We start from the raw sequence: 13767 nt of genomic DNA on the forward strand, positions 1-13767 counted from the left end.
TTTCGCCACATTCGGCAGGGAGTAAAAAACACCAAAAGCGGGCGCCCTCGGACAGGGCACCCGCTTCTGCGGTGGATGGGGTCAGTGAGAGAAGTTGCCCCGGTAGTACTGGAAGACGAACCCGACCATCGCCATGATCACCATGAACACACCGATCAGGAACATCCACAGGCCGATCACGAAGCCGACGAACGCGAACGCCGCCGCGAGGCAGACGAACAGCGGCCACCAGCTGCTCGGGCTGAAGAAGCCGATCTCACCGGCGCCGTCGCTGATCTCGCCCATCTTGTTGTCTTCGGGCTGGTCGCCGATGCGACGAGCCGTGAACATCAGGTAGTAGCCGATCATGAAGGCGAAGCCGACGGAGATGGCCATGGCCGTGGTGCCGACGGGCTCCCTGGACCAGAACCAGTAGACGACGTCCACGCCCGCGAAGAACAGTCCGCAGAGCAGGAACAGCCAACCCTGAACCTTCATCGGGCCTCAACCTCCTGCGGCTTGGCCGACACGTGCGGGTAGTGGAGGTCGAACGCGGGGCGCTCGGACCTGATGCGCGGCAGCGAGGTGAAGTTGTGCCGCGGCGGCGGGCAGGAGGTCGCCCACTCGAGCGAGCCGCAGTAGCCCCACGGGTCGTCGACGGTGACCTTGGGCGCGCTGCGCCAGGTCTGCCAGACGTTGTAGAAGAACGGCAGCATCGAGGCGCCGAGGATGAAGGCGCCCACCGACGAGATCATGTTCAGGTCGGTGAAGCCGTCGGCCGCGGCGTAGTCGGCGTAGCGGCGCGGGAAGCCCAGCATGCCCAGCCAGTGCTGCACCAGGAACGTGGTGTGGAAGCCGATGAACAGCGTCCAGAAGTGGATCTTGCCCATCGTGTCGTTGAGCATCTTGCCGGTGAACTTGGGCCACCAGAAGTAGAAGCCCGCGAACATCGCGAACACGACGGTGCCGAAGACCACGTAGTGGAAGTGGGCCACGACGAAGTAGCTGTCGCTGATCTGGAAGTCCAGCGGCGGCGAGGCCAGGATGACGCCGGTCAGACCACCGAGGAGGAAGGTGATCAGGAAGCCCACCGAGAACAGCATCGGCGACTCGAAGCTCAGATGGCCTCGCCACATCGTGCCGATCCAGTTGAAGAACTTCACGCCCGTCGGCACCGCGATGAGGAACGTCATGAACGAGAAGAACGGCAGCAGGACCTGGCCCGTGGCGAACATGTGGTGCGCCCACACCGTGATCGACAGACCGGCGATGGCGATGGTGGCGGCCACCAGGCCGATGTAGCCGAAGATCGGCTTACGGCTGAAGACCGGCAGCACCTCGGTCACGATGCCGAAGAACGGCAGCGCGATGATGTAGACCTCGGGGTGGCCGAAGAACCAGAACAGGTGCTGCCACAGCATCGCGCCACCGGTCTCGGGGGCGAAGATGTGGGTGCCGAGCTTGCGGTCGGCCTCCAGGGCCAGCAGCGCGGCGGCCAGCACCGGGAAGGCCATCAGCACGAGCATGCTGGTCAGCAGGACGTTCCAGGTGAAGATCGGCATCCGGAACATCGTCATGCCGGGCGCGCGCATGCAGATGATGGTGGTGATGAAGTTCACCGAGCCGAGGATCGTGCCCAGACCCGACAGGGCCAGACCCATGATCCACAGGTCGCCGCCCATGCCGGGCGAGCTGATCGCGTTCGACAGCGGGGTGTAGGCGAACCAGCCGAAGCTGGCCGCGCCGTTCGGGGTCAGGAAGCCGCTGACCGCGATGATGCTGCCGAACAGGTAGAGCCAGTAGCTGACCATGTTGAGGCGCGGGAACGCCACGTCAGGGGCGCCGATCTGCAGCGGCATCAGCTCGTTGGCGAAGCCGGCGAACAGCGGCGTCGCGAACATCAGCAGCATGATCGTGCCGTGCATGGTGAACAGCTGGTTGAACTGCTCGTTCGTGGTGACCTGCAGCCCCGGCTGGGCCAGCTCGGCACGCATGATCAGCGCCATGACGCCGCCGATCAGGAAGAACACGAACGACGTGATCAGGTAGAGGTGTCCGATGACCTTGTGGTCGGTGGAGGACAGCCACTTGGCGATGACCAGGCCCTTACGGGTCGGCTGCGCGATGATCGAGGGGGTTTGGATGGCGGTCACTGGGTTCTCCCAGCCTGGGTCGTCATGTACTGGTCGAACTCAGCCTGCGAAACGAGCTTGACCTTGAAGAGCATGCGGCTGTGGTCGACGCCGCACAGCTCGGCGCAGCGGCCCGCGTAGACGCCCGGCTTGTTCAGCGTGGTGATCTCGAACTTGTTCTTCTCGCCGGAGATGCCGGGGATCACGTCGCGCTTGAACATGAAGGCGGGGACCCAGAACGAGTGGATCACGTCGTCGGCGTCGAGCTTGAACAGCACCTTCTTGTTCACCGGCAGCACCAGCTCGGGCGACTGCGCGGCCCGGTAGTCGCTGACCGGCATGCCGACGACCTGGGCGGTCTTGCCACCGGCGTCGGTGGTGAACCGCCAGCTCCACTGGAAACCTTCCACGTGGACCGTGACGTCGGCCGTCTCCGAGGTCGCCATGATCTTCGTCTCGTCGCGGGCGGTGAAGAAGAAGAACACCGACACCATGACCAGCGGCACGACCGTGTAGAGGATCTCGATCGGCAGGTTGTAGCGAACCTGCGGAGGAAGCTCGGCCGAGGTCTTGCGCTTGCGATGGAAGATGCACGCCCAGATGATCAGGACGGTGACGACGGCTCCCGTGGCCAGCGCCGCGATCCAGGCCCCGTTCCACAGGTTCGTGACGATGTCGGCCTGTTCGGTGATCCCCTCAGGAAGGAGACCACGCGACCAGTCGGCCTCGGGCACGTCATTTGCACAGGCCGTCGCGGAGACCAGCAGCATCGCCAAACCGGCGGCGCTGGACACTCTGCGCCGGCCCAACGGACGCCGCTCAGTACGGCGGGTCGGACTCACGGATCGCCTACCCCACAGATGAAGCCCAGAAGTCGCTCCTGGGCGCTCGTATTTCCATATGCACAGCTGATTGCAGACACATTAGCGTGGGGGGTGGTCGGCTCCCCGCTCACCCCCGTTAATGTCTCGATGTGCCTTACTTCGACGCGGCATCGACCGAGCCTCTGCATCCCCAGGCGCGTGAGGCGCTCATCGCGACCATGGACGCGGGCTGGGCCGACCCCGCGCGGTTGTACGGCCAGGCCCGCCGTGCCCACCTGCTGCTCGAACAGGCGCGCACGGAGGTGGCCGAGGCGCTCGGTGCCCGGCCGGACGAGGTCTCCTTCACCTCTTCCGGCACCCAGGCCGTGCATCTCGGCGTGCTCGGCACCCTACACGGCAGGCGGAGGGCCGGTCGTCACCTCGTCACCAGCGCGGTGGAGCACTCCAGCGTCCTGCACGCCGCCGCGGTGCACGAGAGCGAGGGCGGCACGGTCACCAGCGTGGGCGTCGACCTGGCAGGTCGCGTCGACCTCGACGCCTTCGCGGCGGCCGTCGCCGCCGAGGGCACCGCGCTGGCCTGCCTCCAGACGGCCAACCACGAGGTCGGTACGCTCCAGCCGGTCGCCGAGGCGGCCGCGAGGTGCCGTGAGCACGGGGTTCCGCTGCTGGTCGACGCCGCCCAGAGCGCGGGCCGCCTGCCGGTTCCGCAGGGCTGGTCGGTGCTGACCGCGAGTGCGCACAAGTGGGGCGGACCCGCGGGAGTCGGCGTGCTGGCCGTCAGGAAGGGCACGCGCTTCCGCTCCTTCCTGCCGGAGGACGAGCGCGAGCGCCGCAGGGTGCCGGGCTTCGAGAACGTCCCCGCGATCGTCGCCGCCGCCGCCGCGCTGAAGGCGATGACGCGGGAGTCGACGCAGGAGAACGCCCGCCTGTCCGCGCTCGTCGACGTGATCAGGGAGCGCGTCCCGCAACTCGTGCCCGACGTGGAGGTGATCGGCGACCCGGTCGGCAGGGCCCCGCACATCGTCACGTTCTCCTGCCTCTACGTCGACGGGGAGGCGCTGCTGACCGAGCTGGACAAAGCGGGTTTCGCGGTATCCTCCGGTAGTTCGTGCACGGCTAGTACGCTTCGTCCATCGCATGTTTTGGAGGCGATGGGCGTGCTTACGCATGGAAACGTCCGGGTATCGCTGCCCAGGGGCGCTTCCGCGGCCGAGGTGGACAAGTTCCTCACCGTCCTCCCCGAGGTGGTGCGCCGGATCCGTCAAGACGCAGGGGTCGTATGACCGGGCTTGTTGAGATCGTCCGTCAGGGACGCGGCACGGTGGTCATGAGACCGACGAAGGGGGCATCGTGACCGTCGCAGCTCAGCCGACCCTGACCATCGACGCGCTCGGCAAGAAGTGCCCGATCCCGATCATCATGCTCGCCGAGCAGATCAACTTCGTGCCGCTGAACGCCATCGTTGCCGTTCTCGCCGACGACCCCGCCGCCTACACCGACGTGCCCGCCTGGTGCAGGCTGAAGTCGCACCCGCACGTCGGCACCTACGAGCTGCCGAACGGCGGCTGGGAGATCCACGTCCGCCGCAACTACTGACCTACCGGCGCTCCCAGCGCGGGACCTCCGCGGGGAAGGCCCACACGGCTCGTCTCGCGGGCCGAACCCTCCGCGCGGCCACTCAAGCCCTCCATCTCGTACGGCAGGCCGGTCTGGCGCCTCCGTGGTCACGGGGTCCCGTCCGTCGCAGGCGCGCCGCCCAGCAGGACTTCGCCTCCCGCCGTCACGGCGCCCCCAAACCGGCACTTGGCCAGAACAGCGCCCGGCGAGAGCGGCGCCCCAGCGAGAGAGCGGCGCCCCGGCGAGAGAGCGGCATCCAGCCAGAGCAGCGCCCGGCCAGCACAGCGCCCAGCGAGAGCAGCCCCTCGGCGAGAGAGCGGCATCCGGCCACAGCAGCGCCCCGCCAGCGCAGCGCTCGGCCAGAACGGCGCCCGGCCAGAACGGCGCCCGGCGAGAGCAGCGCCCCGGCGAGAGAGCGGCGCCCGGTCAGAGCGGCGCCCGGCGAGGCGAGGGATGGCTGGGGCGGCAACGCTGGCGGGAGCGGTGAGGTAGGTGGACCGGGGCTACCCGAGGGGTCACAAATCGTGCTAAATGGGTAGGAACCCCCCGGGACAAACGTCATCGACTTCAGGGGGAACCAGATGACAAGCGGACATCCGCACAACACCGCGCGTGACCTCATGAACCCGGGCGTGGAGTGCATAGCCGCCCACGAGACGCTCGACCGCGCGGCGCAGATGATGCGCGACATGGGAGTCGGCGCCCTGCCTGTCTGCGGGCCCGACGACCGCCTCAAGGGCATCATCACCGACAGGGACATCGTCGTGAAGTGCATCGCGCAAGGGCACGACGCCTCGCGCATGACGGCGTCCGACCTGGCGACGGGACTCGTCTGGGTGCCGGCCGAAGCGACGGTCGAGGAGACGCTGACCCGCATGGAGGAGAACCAGATCAGACGCCTGCCGGTGATCGACCAGCACCGCATCATCGGCATGATCACCGAGGCCGACCTCGCCAAGCACCTGCCCGACGACAAGCTCGCCGAATTCTGCCACCGGGTCTACGCACCCTGACACCCAGCACGAACACCCAGCAGGAACATCCGACACAGAGCCCAGCACGGATATCCGACACGACATCCAGCACAGTTCCGCTAGAGTCGGCTCCTTCCGCGATAGCCAAGCGGGACATGCTGGACGGCCGCCGGGCGGGCGGTCGCAGCGCGGGGAGACTTCTAGGGGTTGCCCGAGTCGGTGAACCGCGAACCACCAGACCCGACCGCAAGGTCGGGAGTTGGAATCCCCCGCCTTCAGACGGGGGAGGACGTCAAATCCCGATGTGACGGCGGGAAGCGAAGTCCTGCTGGAGTGGCGTGACGGACGGACGGCCACCGGTGACCCCGGTGGCCGTTACCGTGCCTGCCGTACAGGATGGGCAGCGTGAAGGGCCGCCCCCAAGGCGCGCCCGTGAAGGAACGAGCCCAAGGCACGCCCGTGAAGGAACGAGCCCAAGGCGCGCCCGTGAAAAGACCGAGCCAATGGCGCGCCGGTGAAGGAACGAACGGGGCGGGCCGGTCACATGGTGGGCTAGGCGTAGTGGCAGTGGAGGTGGGCGGCGACCTCGTCGGCGGCGGCCTGGCCGTAGGCGGCGGCGAAGCGCTCCAGGAACACCCGCTGCCCGAGCTCGTACTCCTGGCAGCCGACCCGCTCCAGCACGTGTGTGGCCGTCAGGTTGCCCACCTGGCCCGCCCGCTCCAGCGACAGCCCCCACGCGACGCCCGCCAGGAAGCCCGCCCTGAACGCGTCGCCTACGCCCGTCGGGTCGGCCTTGCCCAGCTCCGGCGCGGGGGTCACGTGGATCGACGGCTCCCCCTTGCGGTCGATGACCGCGCCCTTCGGCCCGAGCGTCGTCACCCGCACGCCGACCCTGTCGAGGACCTCGGCGTCGGACCAGCCGGTCTTCTGCTCGATGAGGCCCTTCTCGTAGTCGTTGGAGAACAGGTAGGCCGCGCCGTCGACGAGCTGGCGGATCTGCTCGCCCGTCATCCTCGCCAGCTGCTGCGACGGGTCGGCGGCGAACGGGATGGCGCGCTGGCGGCACTCGTCGGTGTGGCGGAGCATGGCGTCGGGGTCGTTCGGGCTGATCAGCACCAGGTCAAGCCCGCCGACCCGGTCGGCGATCGGCTTCAGTTCGATGAGCCGCGCCTCGGCCATCGCGCCGGTGTAGAACGAGGCGATCTGGTTGTGGTGCTCGTCGGTGGTGCACAGGAAACGAGCGGTGTGGTGGGTGTCGGAGATGTGCACCGAGTCGCAGTCGACCCTGTGCCGCTCCAGCCACGAGCGGTAGTCGGCGAAGTCGGCGCCGACCGCGCCCACGAGGATGGGGTTGAGGCCGAGACAGCCCATCCCGAAGGTGATGTTTGCCGCGCAACCTCCGCGCCTGACCTGCAGATCGTCGACGAGGAACGACAGGGAGACCCGGTCGAGCTGGTCGGCGATGAGCTGGTCCCCGAAGCTTCCGGGGAAGGTCATCAGATGGTCGGTCGCGATGGAGCCGGTGACGGCGATGCGCACGGGATTCTTCTTCCTCGTTGTCAGCAAGCCAATGAGCCCCAAGAGAATACGCGAAGGTCCCGCGCGCACAAAGGCGAGCGGGACCTTGCGGGCGCCGACCTAGTTGAACGAGTCGCCGCAGGCGCATGAGCCCGTGGCGTTGGGGTTGTCGATGGTGAAGCCCTGCTTCTCGATCGTGTCGACGAAGTCGATCGTGGCGCCGATCAGGTACGGCGCGCTCATCCTGTCGGTCACGACGCCGACGCCGTCGAAGTCGGACACGATGTCGCCGTCCATCGAGCGGTCGTCGAAGAAGAGCTGGTAGCGCAGACCGGAACAGCCGCCCGGCTGCACGGCCACGCGCAGCTGGAGGCCCTCTTCACCCTGCTGCTCCAGCAGGCTCTTGACCTTGGCCGCGGCCGCGTCGGTCAGGACCAGGCCCTGCGTCGTGGTCTCGCTGCTCTCAACCGTCATGTGCTGACTCCCGCGTCTGGATCAGCCGCAGTGTCACGGCTGTCTGTTTCTGACGTCCTACTCAGACGCTACCAACACCGGAGGCTTGCTATGCATTCCGCGTCTGTGGGGTTGTTATGGATCGTCCAGAAAAACCGGAAAACGGAACCCTGCCCGCAGGTGGGGCCTCCCACGTGCGGGATCAGGGCGAAACGGGTGCCCGGAATAAAAGGGCCCAAGCCGTGTGTCATCATTAGTCGTCACTTCGACGATAAGGGGGTACGGCCATGGCCACCCAGACAGGGCTGCCGCTCTTCGTCCTCGGGCAGGGCACCGATCCGCACAGCGAGAAGGGCGTCGACTGTCCCGGCGAGCTTCCCCCGGCCTCCGACCCGGGGCTGGTGGAGCGGGCGCGCAAGGCGAAGGAAGCGCTCGGCGACAAGCTGTTCGTCCTGGGCCACCACTACCAGCGTGACGAGGTCATCCAGTTCGCCGACGTGACCGGCGACTCCTTCAAGCTCGCCCAGCAGGCCGCCGCCCGCCCCGAGGCGGAGTACATCGTCTTCTGCGGTGTGCACTTCATGGCCGAGTCGGCCGACATCCTGACCAGCGACTCCCAGAAGGTGATCCTGCCGGACCTGGCGGCCGGGTGCTCGATGGCCGACATGGCGACTTTCGACCAGGTCGAGGAGGCGTGGGAACTGCTGGAGGACGCCGGAATCGCCGACGTCACCGTGCCGGTCACCTACATGAACTCCAGCGCCGACATCAAGGCCTTCTGCGGCAGGCACGGCGGCGCCGTGTGCACCTCCTCCAACGCCAGGCGGGCCCTGGAATGGGCCTTCGAGCAGGGCCAGAAGGTGCTCTTCCTGCCCGACCAGCACCTGGGCCGCAACACCGCCGTGCTGGAGATGGGCATGTCGCTGGACGACTGCGTGGTCTACAACCCGCACCGGCCGCCGAGCGCCCAGGAGTTGCGCGACGCCAAGATGATCCTGTGGAAGGGCCACTGCTCGGTGCACGGCCGCTTCACCGCCGACTCGGTCGACGACGTACGGCGGCGCATCCCCGGCGTCAACGTCCTGGTCCACCCGGAGTGCAAGCATGAGGTCGTGCTGAAGGCCGACCATGTGGGCTCGACCGAATACATCATCAAGAAGCTCGAGGCCGCGCCGTCGGGCTCGCAGTGGGCCATCGGCACCGAACTGAACCTGGTCAAGCGGCTGGCGCAGATGTTCCCCGACAAGGGCGTCTCGTTCCTGGACAAGACGGTCTGCTACTGCTCCACCATGAACCGCATCGACCTGCCGCACCTGGTGTGGGCGCTGGAGTCGCTGGCGCTCGGCGAGGTGGTCAACCAGATCACGGTCGACGCCGACACCACCCACTGGGCCAAGGTCGCCCTCGACCGCATGCTGGCCCTGCCGTAGTCGGGTCAAGGAGAATGATCAAGGGCCGTCTCCTGGGGAGACGGCCCTTGGCAGGTGGTCGGCGGCGGCCCTCGGAGGACTAGCGGAGCCGGTAGACCACCCGGACGTTGACCCCCAGCGTCTGGCGGCCGGGGCTCACCGACGCCTTGTCCTCGACGAGCGCCCCGGTGAGGTGCACGGGCGTGGGACCGCCCGTGACCTCCTCGCTGATCTCGAGCACCTCGCCGAGCTGGCGTCCGGCCAGCGCTGCGTACTGCTTGGCCTTGACGCCCGCGTCCTTGAACGCGGCGGCGCGCGCCGCCTCCAGTTGCCTGCCCGGGTTGGACACCTCGAAGGTGATGCCGTTGAGCCTGACCTCGTTGCCGACCGCGGCGGCCGCGTCGATGATCTTGTCGGCCTTCGACAGGTCGCGGACGATCGCGTCGACGCCCTGGGCTCCGCGGTAGCCGGTCACCTTCGGGTAGCTCTCGTACTCGGGGCCGAGCGACAGTTCGTTGGTGGTCAGGTCGTCGGCGGACACCCCGGCCCTGACCAGCGCCCTGGTGAGCGTCGCCGAAGCGGATCTGGCCGCCTTGAACGCTTCGCCCGCGGTGGCCCTGCGTACCTCGACGCCCACCGACAGCCGCATGATGTCGGGAGCCGCGGAGATCGCGCCCTGTCCGACGACGGCGATCTGGTTTCTCGTCTCGTCCACAACCACCCTCGCTGATTCCGGCCCCGCGGATGCCGCCTGAGCCGTGCCGCCGAGCGTGCTCATCATCCCGATCGCCAGGGCCGAGGCCGCCAGCGCGTCAGCAAGTTTGATCATAGGCGCCATGTCACCATCGGTCCGATGCGTGCGCGTGAACCGACGCGGCCACTTGACCAGATCATGGAACGAGCAGCCCGCCGACTACCGGCAGGCCTCGACGACCGCGGCGGGCAGCTCCCGGTGCGGCACTCGCACCAGCCGCGCGCCGAGCGCCGCCGCCAGCCGTTCGTGGCCTGAGTTCCGCCGTCCGCCGCTGATGACCGTCACGGGCACGGCGGGAAGAGGGCGCTCCCGCCTGAGCTTCCACAGCGTGCGAGCCATGTCCCTGTGGGCCAGCCACTCCCCCACCGCCGCCGCGGCCACCCTGCCGGTGGCGTAGACGCCGTACGGGTCCACCGCGCCGCGCCTCAGCCGGTGGAGCGGCGGCCCCAGCACCCTGGCCAGCGCGGTCGCGCCCCAGGTGGCGCCGAAGGCGGGCAGCCACCGGCCGAGCCCCGCAGGCAGCGCCCTGCGGTGCCTGCGCAGCTCGCACGCGGGCTCGACGAGGACGAGGCCCGCCACGCGCAACGGGTGGAGCCTGGCGAAGGCCTCGGCGTGCCAGGCGGCCACCGAGTGCGCCACGACCGTGGCCCTGATCGGGTCGGGAACGAGGGCGGCCAGGCGGGCAGCCTCGCCGTACAGGGTGGGTGGGGTGAGGGCGGCGGGGCTGCGGCCGAGACCCGGCCGGTCGAAGCGGATGACGCTGCGGCCATCGCGCAGCCCCTCGGCCACCTCGTCGGCGTGGAACCACGCGCCCGCGGGACCCGAGCTGACCAGGACGGGGTGGCCCGCGCCCTCGTTGACGACGTGCATCGGCCCCGTCACCACCCGCGGAGTGGCCGCGCCGAGCAGCCTGGTGGCCAGGTAGATCAGCCAGACGGCGATCAGCGTCGCCTGGACGCGCTGGGCCAGCCCCGCGTAGCCGCCGAGCACGTCGGCGACGAGCGTGACGCCGCTGGCGGTGAACATGACGGCGGTGAACCCCCAGCCGACCGCCGACCGCCACGCGGCGCTCAGCAGCACCATCGCGACCAGCACGGCCGCGTTGGCGGCGCCGCCGGACAGGACGTGCAGCCAGGCCTGCGGGGAGGGTGCGCGCCCGCAGTCGGCGCAGTCGAGCGGGAAGAGCGCGGCGAGGGCGGTGAACAGCCCGAACAGGGCCATCGCCAGCCAGCCCTGCCATTCCTCGCGCACCCTGGCCACCAGGGCGACGGCCCCGATGCAGGCCAGCCCGGCCAGGCCGTCGCACGCCCTGAACATCCTGGACCACGGCTGGTCGCGGGCGGCCAGCTCGCCGATGTAGCCGTCGAGCCGGTCGAGGGCGGGCGCGGCCAGCTGGCCCGGCAGCCAGGCGCTGTAGAGGACGGCCCCGACGACGAACGCGTAGGCGGCGCCCAGAGTAAGCCGTCGCTCCATGTCACCATTAAATCACCCAAAGTGACACACAATGGGCAGGGGGTCAGAGGCCGGGCGCGCCCCACACGGGGAACCACCGGCTGAGGTCCTCCTCGATCTTCAGCTCGCCCGACAGAGCCGCCCTCGCCTCCAGTTCCAGCGCGTTGTCCCTGGTCTGGCCGCGTAGCGGAGCGAAGGGATAGAACGTGCCCCGCTTGTACAGGTAGACGACCGCCAGCCGACGTCCCCGCGGGTCGGCGAAGGACACCAGCGAACACAGCAGGGAGGGACCGAAGCCCGCGTCCTCCAGCGACGAGTTGACCGCGTGCAGCTCGGTGACCAGGTCGCCGACCGCCTCGGGCGCGCGCCTGACCACCAGCCACGAGTACCCGTAGTCGTCGCGCGTCTCCTCCACGCGGTCGCCGAGCAGCGCCTTCACATCGCCCTCCAGCGTCGCGAACGCGCCACCCTCGGCCGCCCGGTAGCTGACCGATCCCACTCCCGTCGGGGCGAGCCCGGTGGCCGCCTGCAGTGTGACGGCCGCGGACGGCAGCGCGAACAAGGCGTCGAGGTTGGGCTTGACCGGCTTGGACCTGCCGAGGATCACGTCGAGCCAGCCCATCGCTCAGCCCTTCCCGAGTTGCGCGGAGATCTTCGCCAGGTTCTCCAGGCGGCGCTCAAGCGGCGGGTGGGTGGAGAACAGGTGCGCCAGCGCCTTGCCGGGAGCCAGCGCGGGCGCGAAGTAGAAGGCGTTGAACGGCTCGGCCTCGCGCAGGTCGCGGGTGGGGATCCTGGCCATCTCGCCGCTCACCTTGGTCAGCGCGCTGGCCAGCGCTGACGGCTGCTGCGTCAGCAGCGCGCCCGCCCGGTCGGCGGCCAGTTCCCGGTAGCGGGACAGGGCGCGGGTCAGCAGGAAGCTGACGGCGTAGACGGCGATCGAGACCAGCATGACGATCAGCCCGATGGGCAGGCCGCCCTGGTTGCCGTCGCGGCGGCTGCCCAGGCCGCTGTAGAGGGCGAAACGCGTCATGAGGCCGGCCACGATGCCCAGGAAGGAGGCGATCGTCATGACGGCGACGTCGCGGTGGGCGACGTGCGAGAGTTCGTGCGCCAGCACGCCTTCGAGCTCTTTCGGCTCCAGGCGGCGCAGGATGCCGGTCGTCACGCAGACGACGGCCTTCTTCTGGTTACGGCCCGTCGCGAAGGCGTTGGGCACGTCGGAGTCGGCGACGGCGACCCTCGGCTTGGGCATATCGGCCATCGCGCACAGCCTGTCGATCAGGCCGTGGAGTTCCGGGGCCTCCTGCGGCGAGACCTCCCGCCCGCCCATCGCGAACAACGCGATCCGGTCGGACAGGAAGTACTGCGCCAGCAGCATCACACCGGCGATCAGCAGAACGCTCAGCGCCCGCACGCCCAAGGCGATGAGGGCGCCGACGAAGACGACGTAGAGCAACCCCAGCAGGAACATCGTCACGACCATGCGGCTGGTGAGGCCGCGGTCGGACGCGAACCGGGTGCTCACGGGCTAGCCCGGGATGAGCCCCGAGTCGCCCAGCATCTCCCTGACTTCCTCGATCGAGGCGTCAGCGGGGGGAAGGATCAGCTCGGACGGCTCCAGGCTGTCGTCAGGCAGCGCCTTGCCCACGTGGCGCACCTTGTCGAGCAGAGCGTGGAGCTTCTCGCGAAACTCCGGCTCGTTGTCGGCCTCGATGGCCGCCTCGAGCTCACCGTCGAGTTCGTTCAGCACTCCGAGGTCGGAGTCGGCGATCTGCACCTGCCCCTCGCCCATGATTCTGACGATCATGCGGGCTCCCCGGGCTGGCGCAACTGCTGGGTCTGCGACTGCGGCTGGGGCTGGGCCTGCGGCTGCCCCTGCTCGATCGAGGACTGGGGCGCCGAACCCTGGCCGAGCTCGGCCTTCATCTTGGCCAGCTCCAGCTCGACGTCGCGGCCGCCGCCCATGCGGTCGAGCTCGGCCTGGATGTCGTCGGTACGGCTGCCGCTGAAGTCGTCGAGCGCGCCTGAGGCCAGCAGCTCGTCGATCGCGCCGGCCCTGGCCTGCATCTGCGCGGTCTTGTCCTCGGCCCGCTGGATCGCCAGGCCGACGTCGCCCATCTCCTCGGAGATGCCGGAGAACGCCTCGTTGATGCGGGTCTGCGCCTCGGCCGCGGTGTAGGTGGCCTTGATGGTCTCCTTCTTGTGCCGGAAGGAGTCGACCTTCGCCTGCAACCGCTGGGAGGCCGTGGTGAGCTTCTCCTCCTCGGCCTGCAAGTTGTCATGCTGAACCCGGAGGTCGGCGATCTGGGTCTGCAGGCTGGAGCGGCGGGTCAGCGCCTCGCGCGCCAGGTCTTCGCGCCCGACCGACAGCGCCTTGCGCCCCTGGTCCTCAAGGCGGGTGGCCTGCTGCTCGATCTGGTTGATCTGCAACTCCACCCGCTTGCGCGACGTGGCGACGTCAGCCACACCCCTGCGCACCTTCTGCAGCAGTTCGAGCTGCCGCTGATAGGAGTAGTCAAGGGTTTCGCGCGGATCCTCCATTTTGTCCAGGGCCTTGTTGGCCTTGGACTTGAAGATCATCGAAAGTCTCTTCATCACGCTCATGCGCGTCGGCCGTCCCCTTCTTAGGTCGTGCTGTGGTCACCCAGTGCAGCG

Annotated in this window: 15 protein-coding genes; 4 read left to right on the forward strand and 11 right to left on the reverse strand. The window is 68.7% G+C overall.

Annotation, left to right across the window (positions count from 1 at the left end; genetic code table 11):
- Positions 1–81 precede the first annotated feature (81 nt).
- From ACFXJ8_RS04110 to coxB, 3 genes are read right to left on the reverse strand one after another with little or no spacing between them, the layout of a single operon-like run.
- Positions 82–477 (reverse strand): cytochrome c oxidase subunit 4, encoded by a 396-nt coding sequence (locus tag ACFXJ8_RS04110; protein WP_379642317.1) that lies wholly within the window; start codon positions 475–477, stop codon positions 82–84.
- A complete protein-coding gene (gene ctaD, locus ACFXJ8_RS04115; protein WP_379642318.1) occupies positions 474–2132 on the reverse strand; it encodes a cytochrome c oxidase subunit I in 1659 nt (552 codons plus the stop codon). Before ctaD ends, ACFXJ8_RS04110 begins: the two co-directional genes overlap by 4 nt.
- A complete protein-coding gene (gene coxB, locus ACFXJ8_RS04120) occupies positions 2129–2881 on the reverse strand; it encodes a cytochrome c oxidase subunit II (protein WP_379642319.1) in 753 nt (250 codons plus the stop codon). The genes ctaD and coxB overlap by 4 nt, the downstream gene beginning before the upstream one ends.
- Positions 2882–3084: 203 nt before the next feature.
- Between coxB and ACFXJ8_RS04125 the strand changes: the two genes are divergently transcribed.
- From ACFXJ8_RS04125 to ACFXJ8_RS04135, 3 genes are all read left to right on the forward strand, one after another.
- Positions 3085–4218, forward strand: a complete 1134-nt coding sequence (locus tag ACFXJ8_RS04125) for a cysteine desulfurase family protein (RefSeq protein ID WP_379642320.1) — start codon at positions 3085–3087, stop codon at positions 4216–4218.
- Between the two features lie 67 nt (positions 4219–4285).
- Entirely contained in the window at positions 4286–4531 is a 246-nt protein-coding gene (locus ACFXJ8_RS04130; protein ID WP_379642321.1) for a sulfurtransferase TusA family protein, read from the forward strand.
- A 602-nt stretch (positions 4532–5133) separates the two neighbouring features.
- On the forward strand, positions 5134–5565 hold the full coding sequence (locus ACFXJ8_RS04135) for a CBS domain-containing protein (RefSeq protein WP_379642322.1): 432 nt from the start codon (positions 5134–5136) through the stop codon (positions 5563–5565).
- Positions 5566–6078: 513 nt separating this feature from the next.
- Here the strand turns inward: ACFXJ8_RS04135 and ACFXJ8_RS04140 are convergent.
- Positions 6079–7065, reverse strand: coding sequence for a carbohydrate kinase family protein (locus tag ACFXJ8_RS04140; RefSeq protein WP_379642323.1), 987 nt, complete (start codon positions 7063–7065; stop codon positions 6079–6081).
- 99 nt (positions 7066–7164) lie between these two features.
- The gene (erpA, locus tag ACFXJ8_RS04145; RefSeq protein ID WP_183658723.1) at positions 7165–7518 is read right to left on the reverse strand and encodes an iron-sulfur cluster insertion protein ErpA; all 354 of its coding nucleotides are present in this window, start codon (positions 7516–7518) and stop codon (positions 7165–7167) included.
- Positions 7519–7784: 266 nt separating this feature from the next.
- Here erpA and nadA point away from each other — a divergent pair, with 266 nt between their 5' ends.
- Complete coding sequence (nadA, locus tag ACFXJ8_RS04150; RefSeq protein ID WP_379642324.1) at positions 7785–8927, forward strand: quinolinate synthase NadA; 1143 nt, start codon at positions 7785–7787, stop codon at positions 8925–8927.
- A 79-nt stretch (positions 8928–9006) separates the two neighbouring features.
- On the opposite strand, the gene ACFXJ8_RS04155 is transcribed toward nadA, so the two are convergent.
- The 6 genes from ACFXJ8_RS04155 to ACFXJ8_RS04180 form a co-directional block, all read right to left on the reverse strand.
- Positions 9007–9735, reverse strand: coding sequence for an SIMPL domain-containing protein (locus ACFXJ8_RS04155; RefSeq protein ID WP_379642325.1), 729 nt, complete (start codon positions 9733–9735; stop codon positions 9007–9009).
- A gap of 84 nt (positions 9736–9819) precedes the next feature.
- Entirely contained in the window at positions 9820–11133 is a 1314-nt protein-coding gene (locus tag ACFXJ8_RS04160; RefSeq protein WP_379642326.1) for an alpha/beta fold hydrolase, read from the reverse strand.
- Positions 11134–11176: 43 nt separating this feature from the next.
- Complete coding sequence (locus ACFXJ8_RS04165; protein ID WP_379642327.1) at positions 11177–11734, reverse strand: hypothetical protein; 558 nt, start codon at positions 11732–11734, stop codon at positions 11177–11179.
- 3 nt (positions 11735–11737) lie between these two features.
- Positions 11738–12637: a zinc metalloprotease HtpX gene (gene htpX / locus ACFXJ8_RS04170; protein ID WP_379642328.1), complete on the reverse strand. Its 900-nt coding sequence runs from the start codon at positions 12635–12637 to the stop codon at positions 11738–11740.
- 3 nt (positions 12638–12640) lie between these two features.
- A complete protein-coding gene (locus ACFXJ8_RS04175; RefSeq protein ID WP_358123869.1) occupies positions 12641–12919 on the reverse strand; it encodes a hypothetical protein in 279 nt (92 codons plus the stop codon).
- Positions 12916–13716 (reverse strand): PspA/IM30 family protein, encoded by an 801-nt coding sequence (locus tag ACFXJ8_RS04180; RefSeq protein ID WP_379642329.1) that lies wholly within the window; start codon positions 13714–13716, stop codon positions 12916–12918. The genes ACFXJ8_RS04175 and ACFXJ8_RS04180 overlap by 4 nt, the downstream gene beginning before the upstream one ends.
- Positions 13717–13767 lie beyond the last annotated feature (51 nt).

Source organism: Nonomuraea sp. NPDC059194 (assembly GCF_042754765.1).
Classification (GTDB): domain Bacteria; phylum Actinomycetota; class Actinomycetes; order Streptosporangiales; family Streptosporangiaceae; genus Nonomuraea.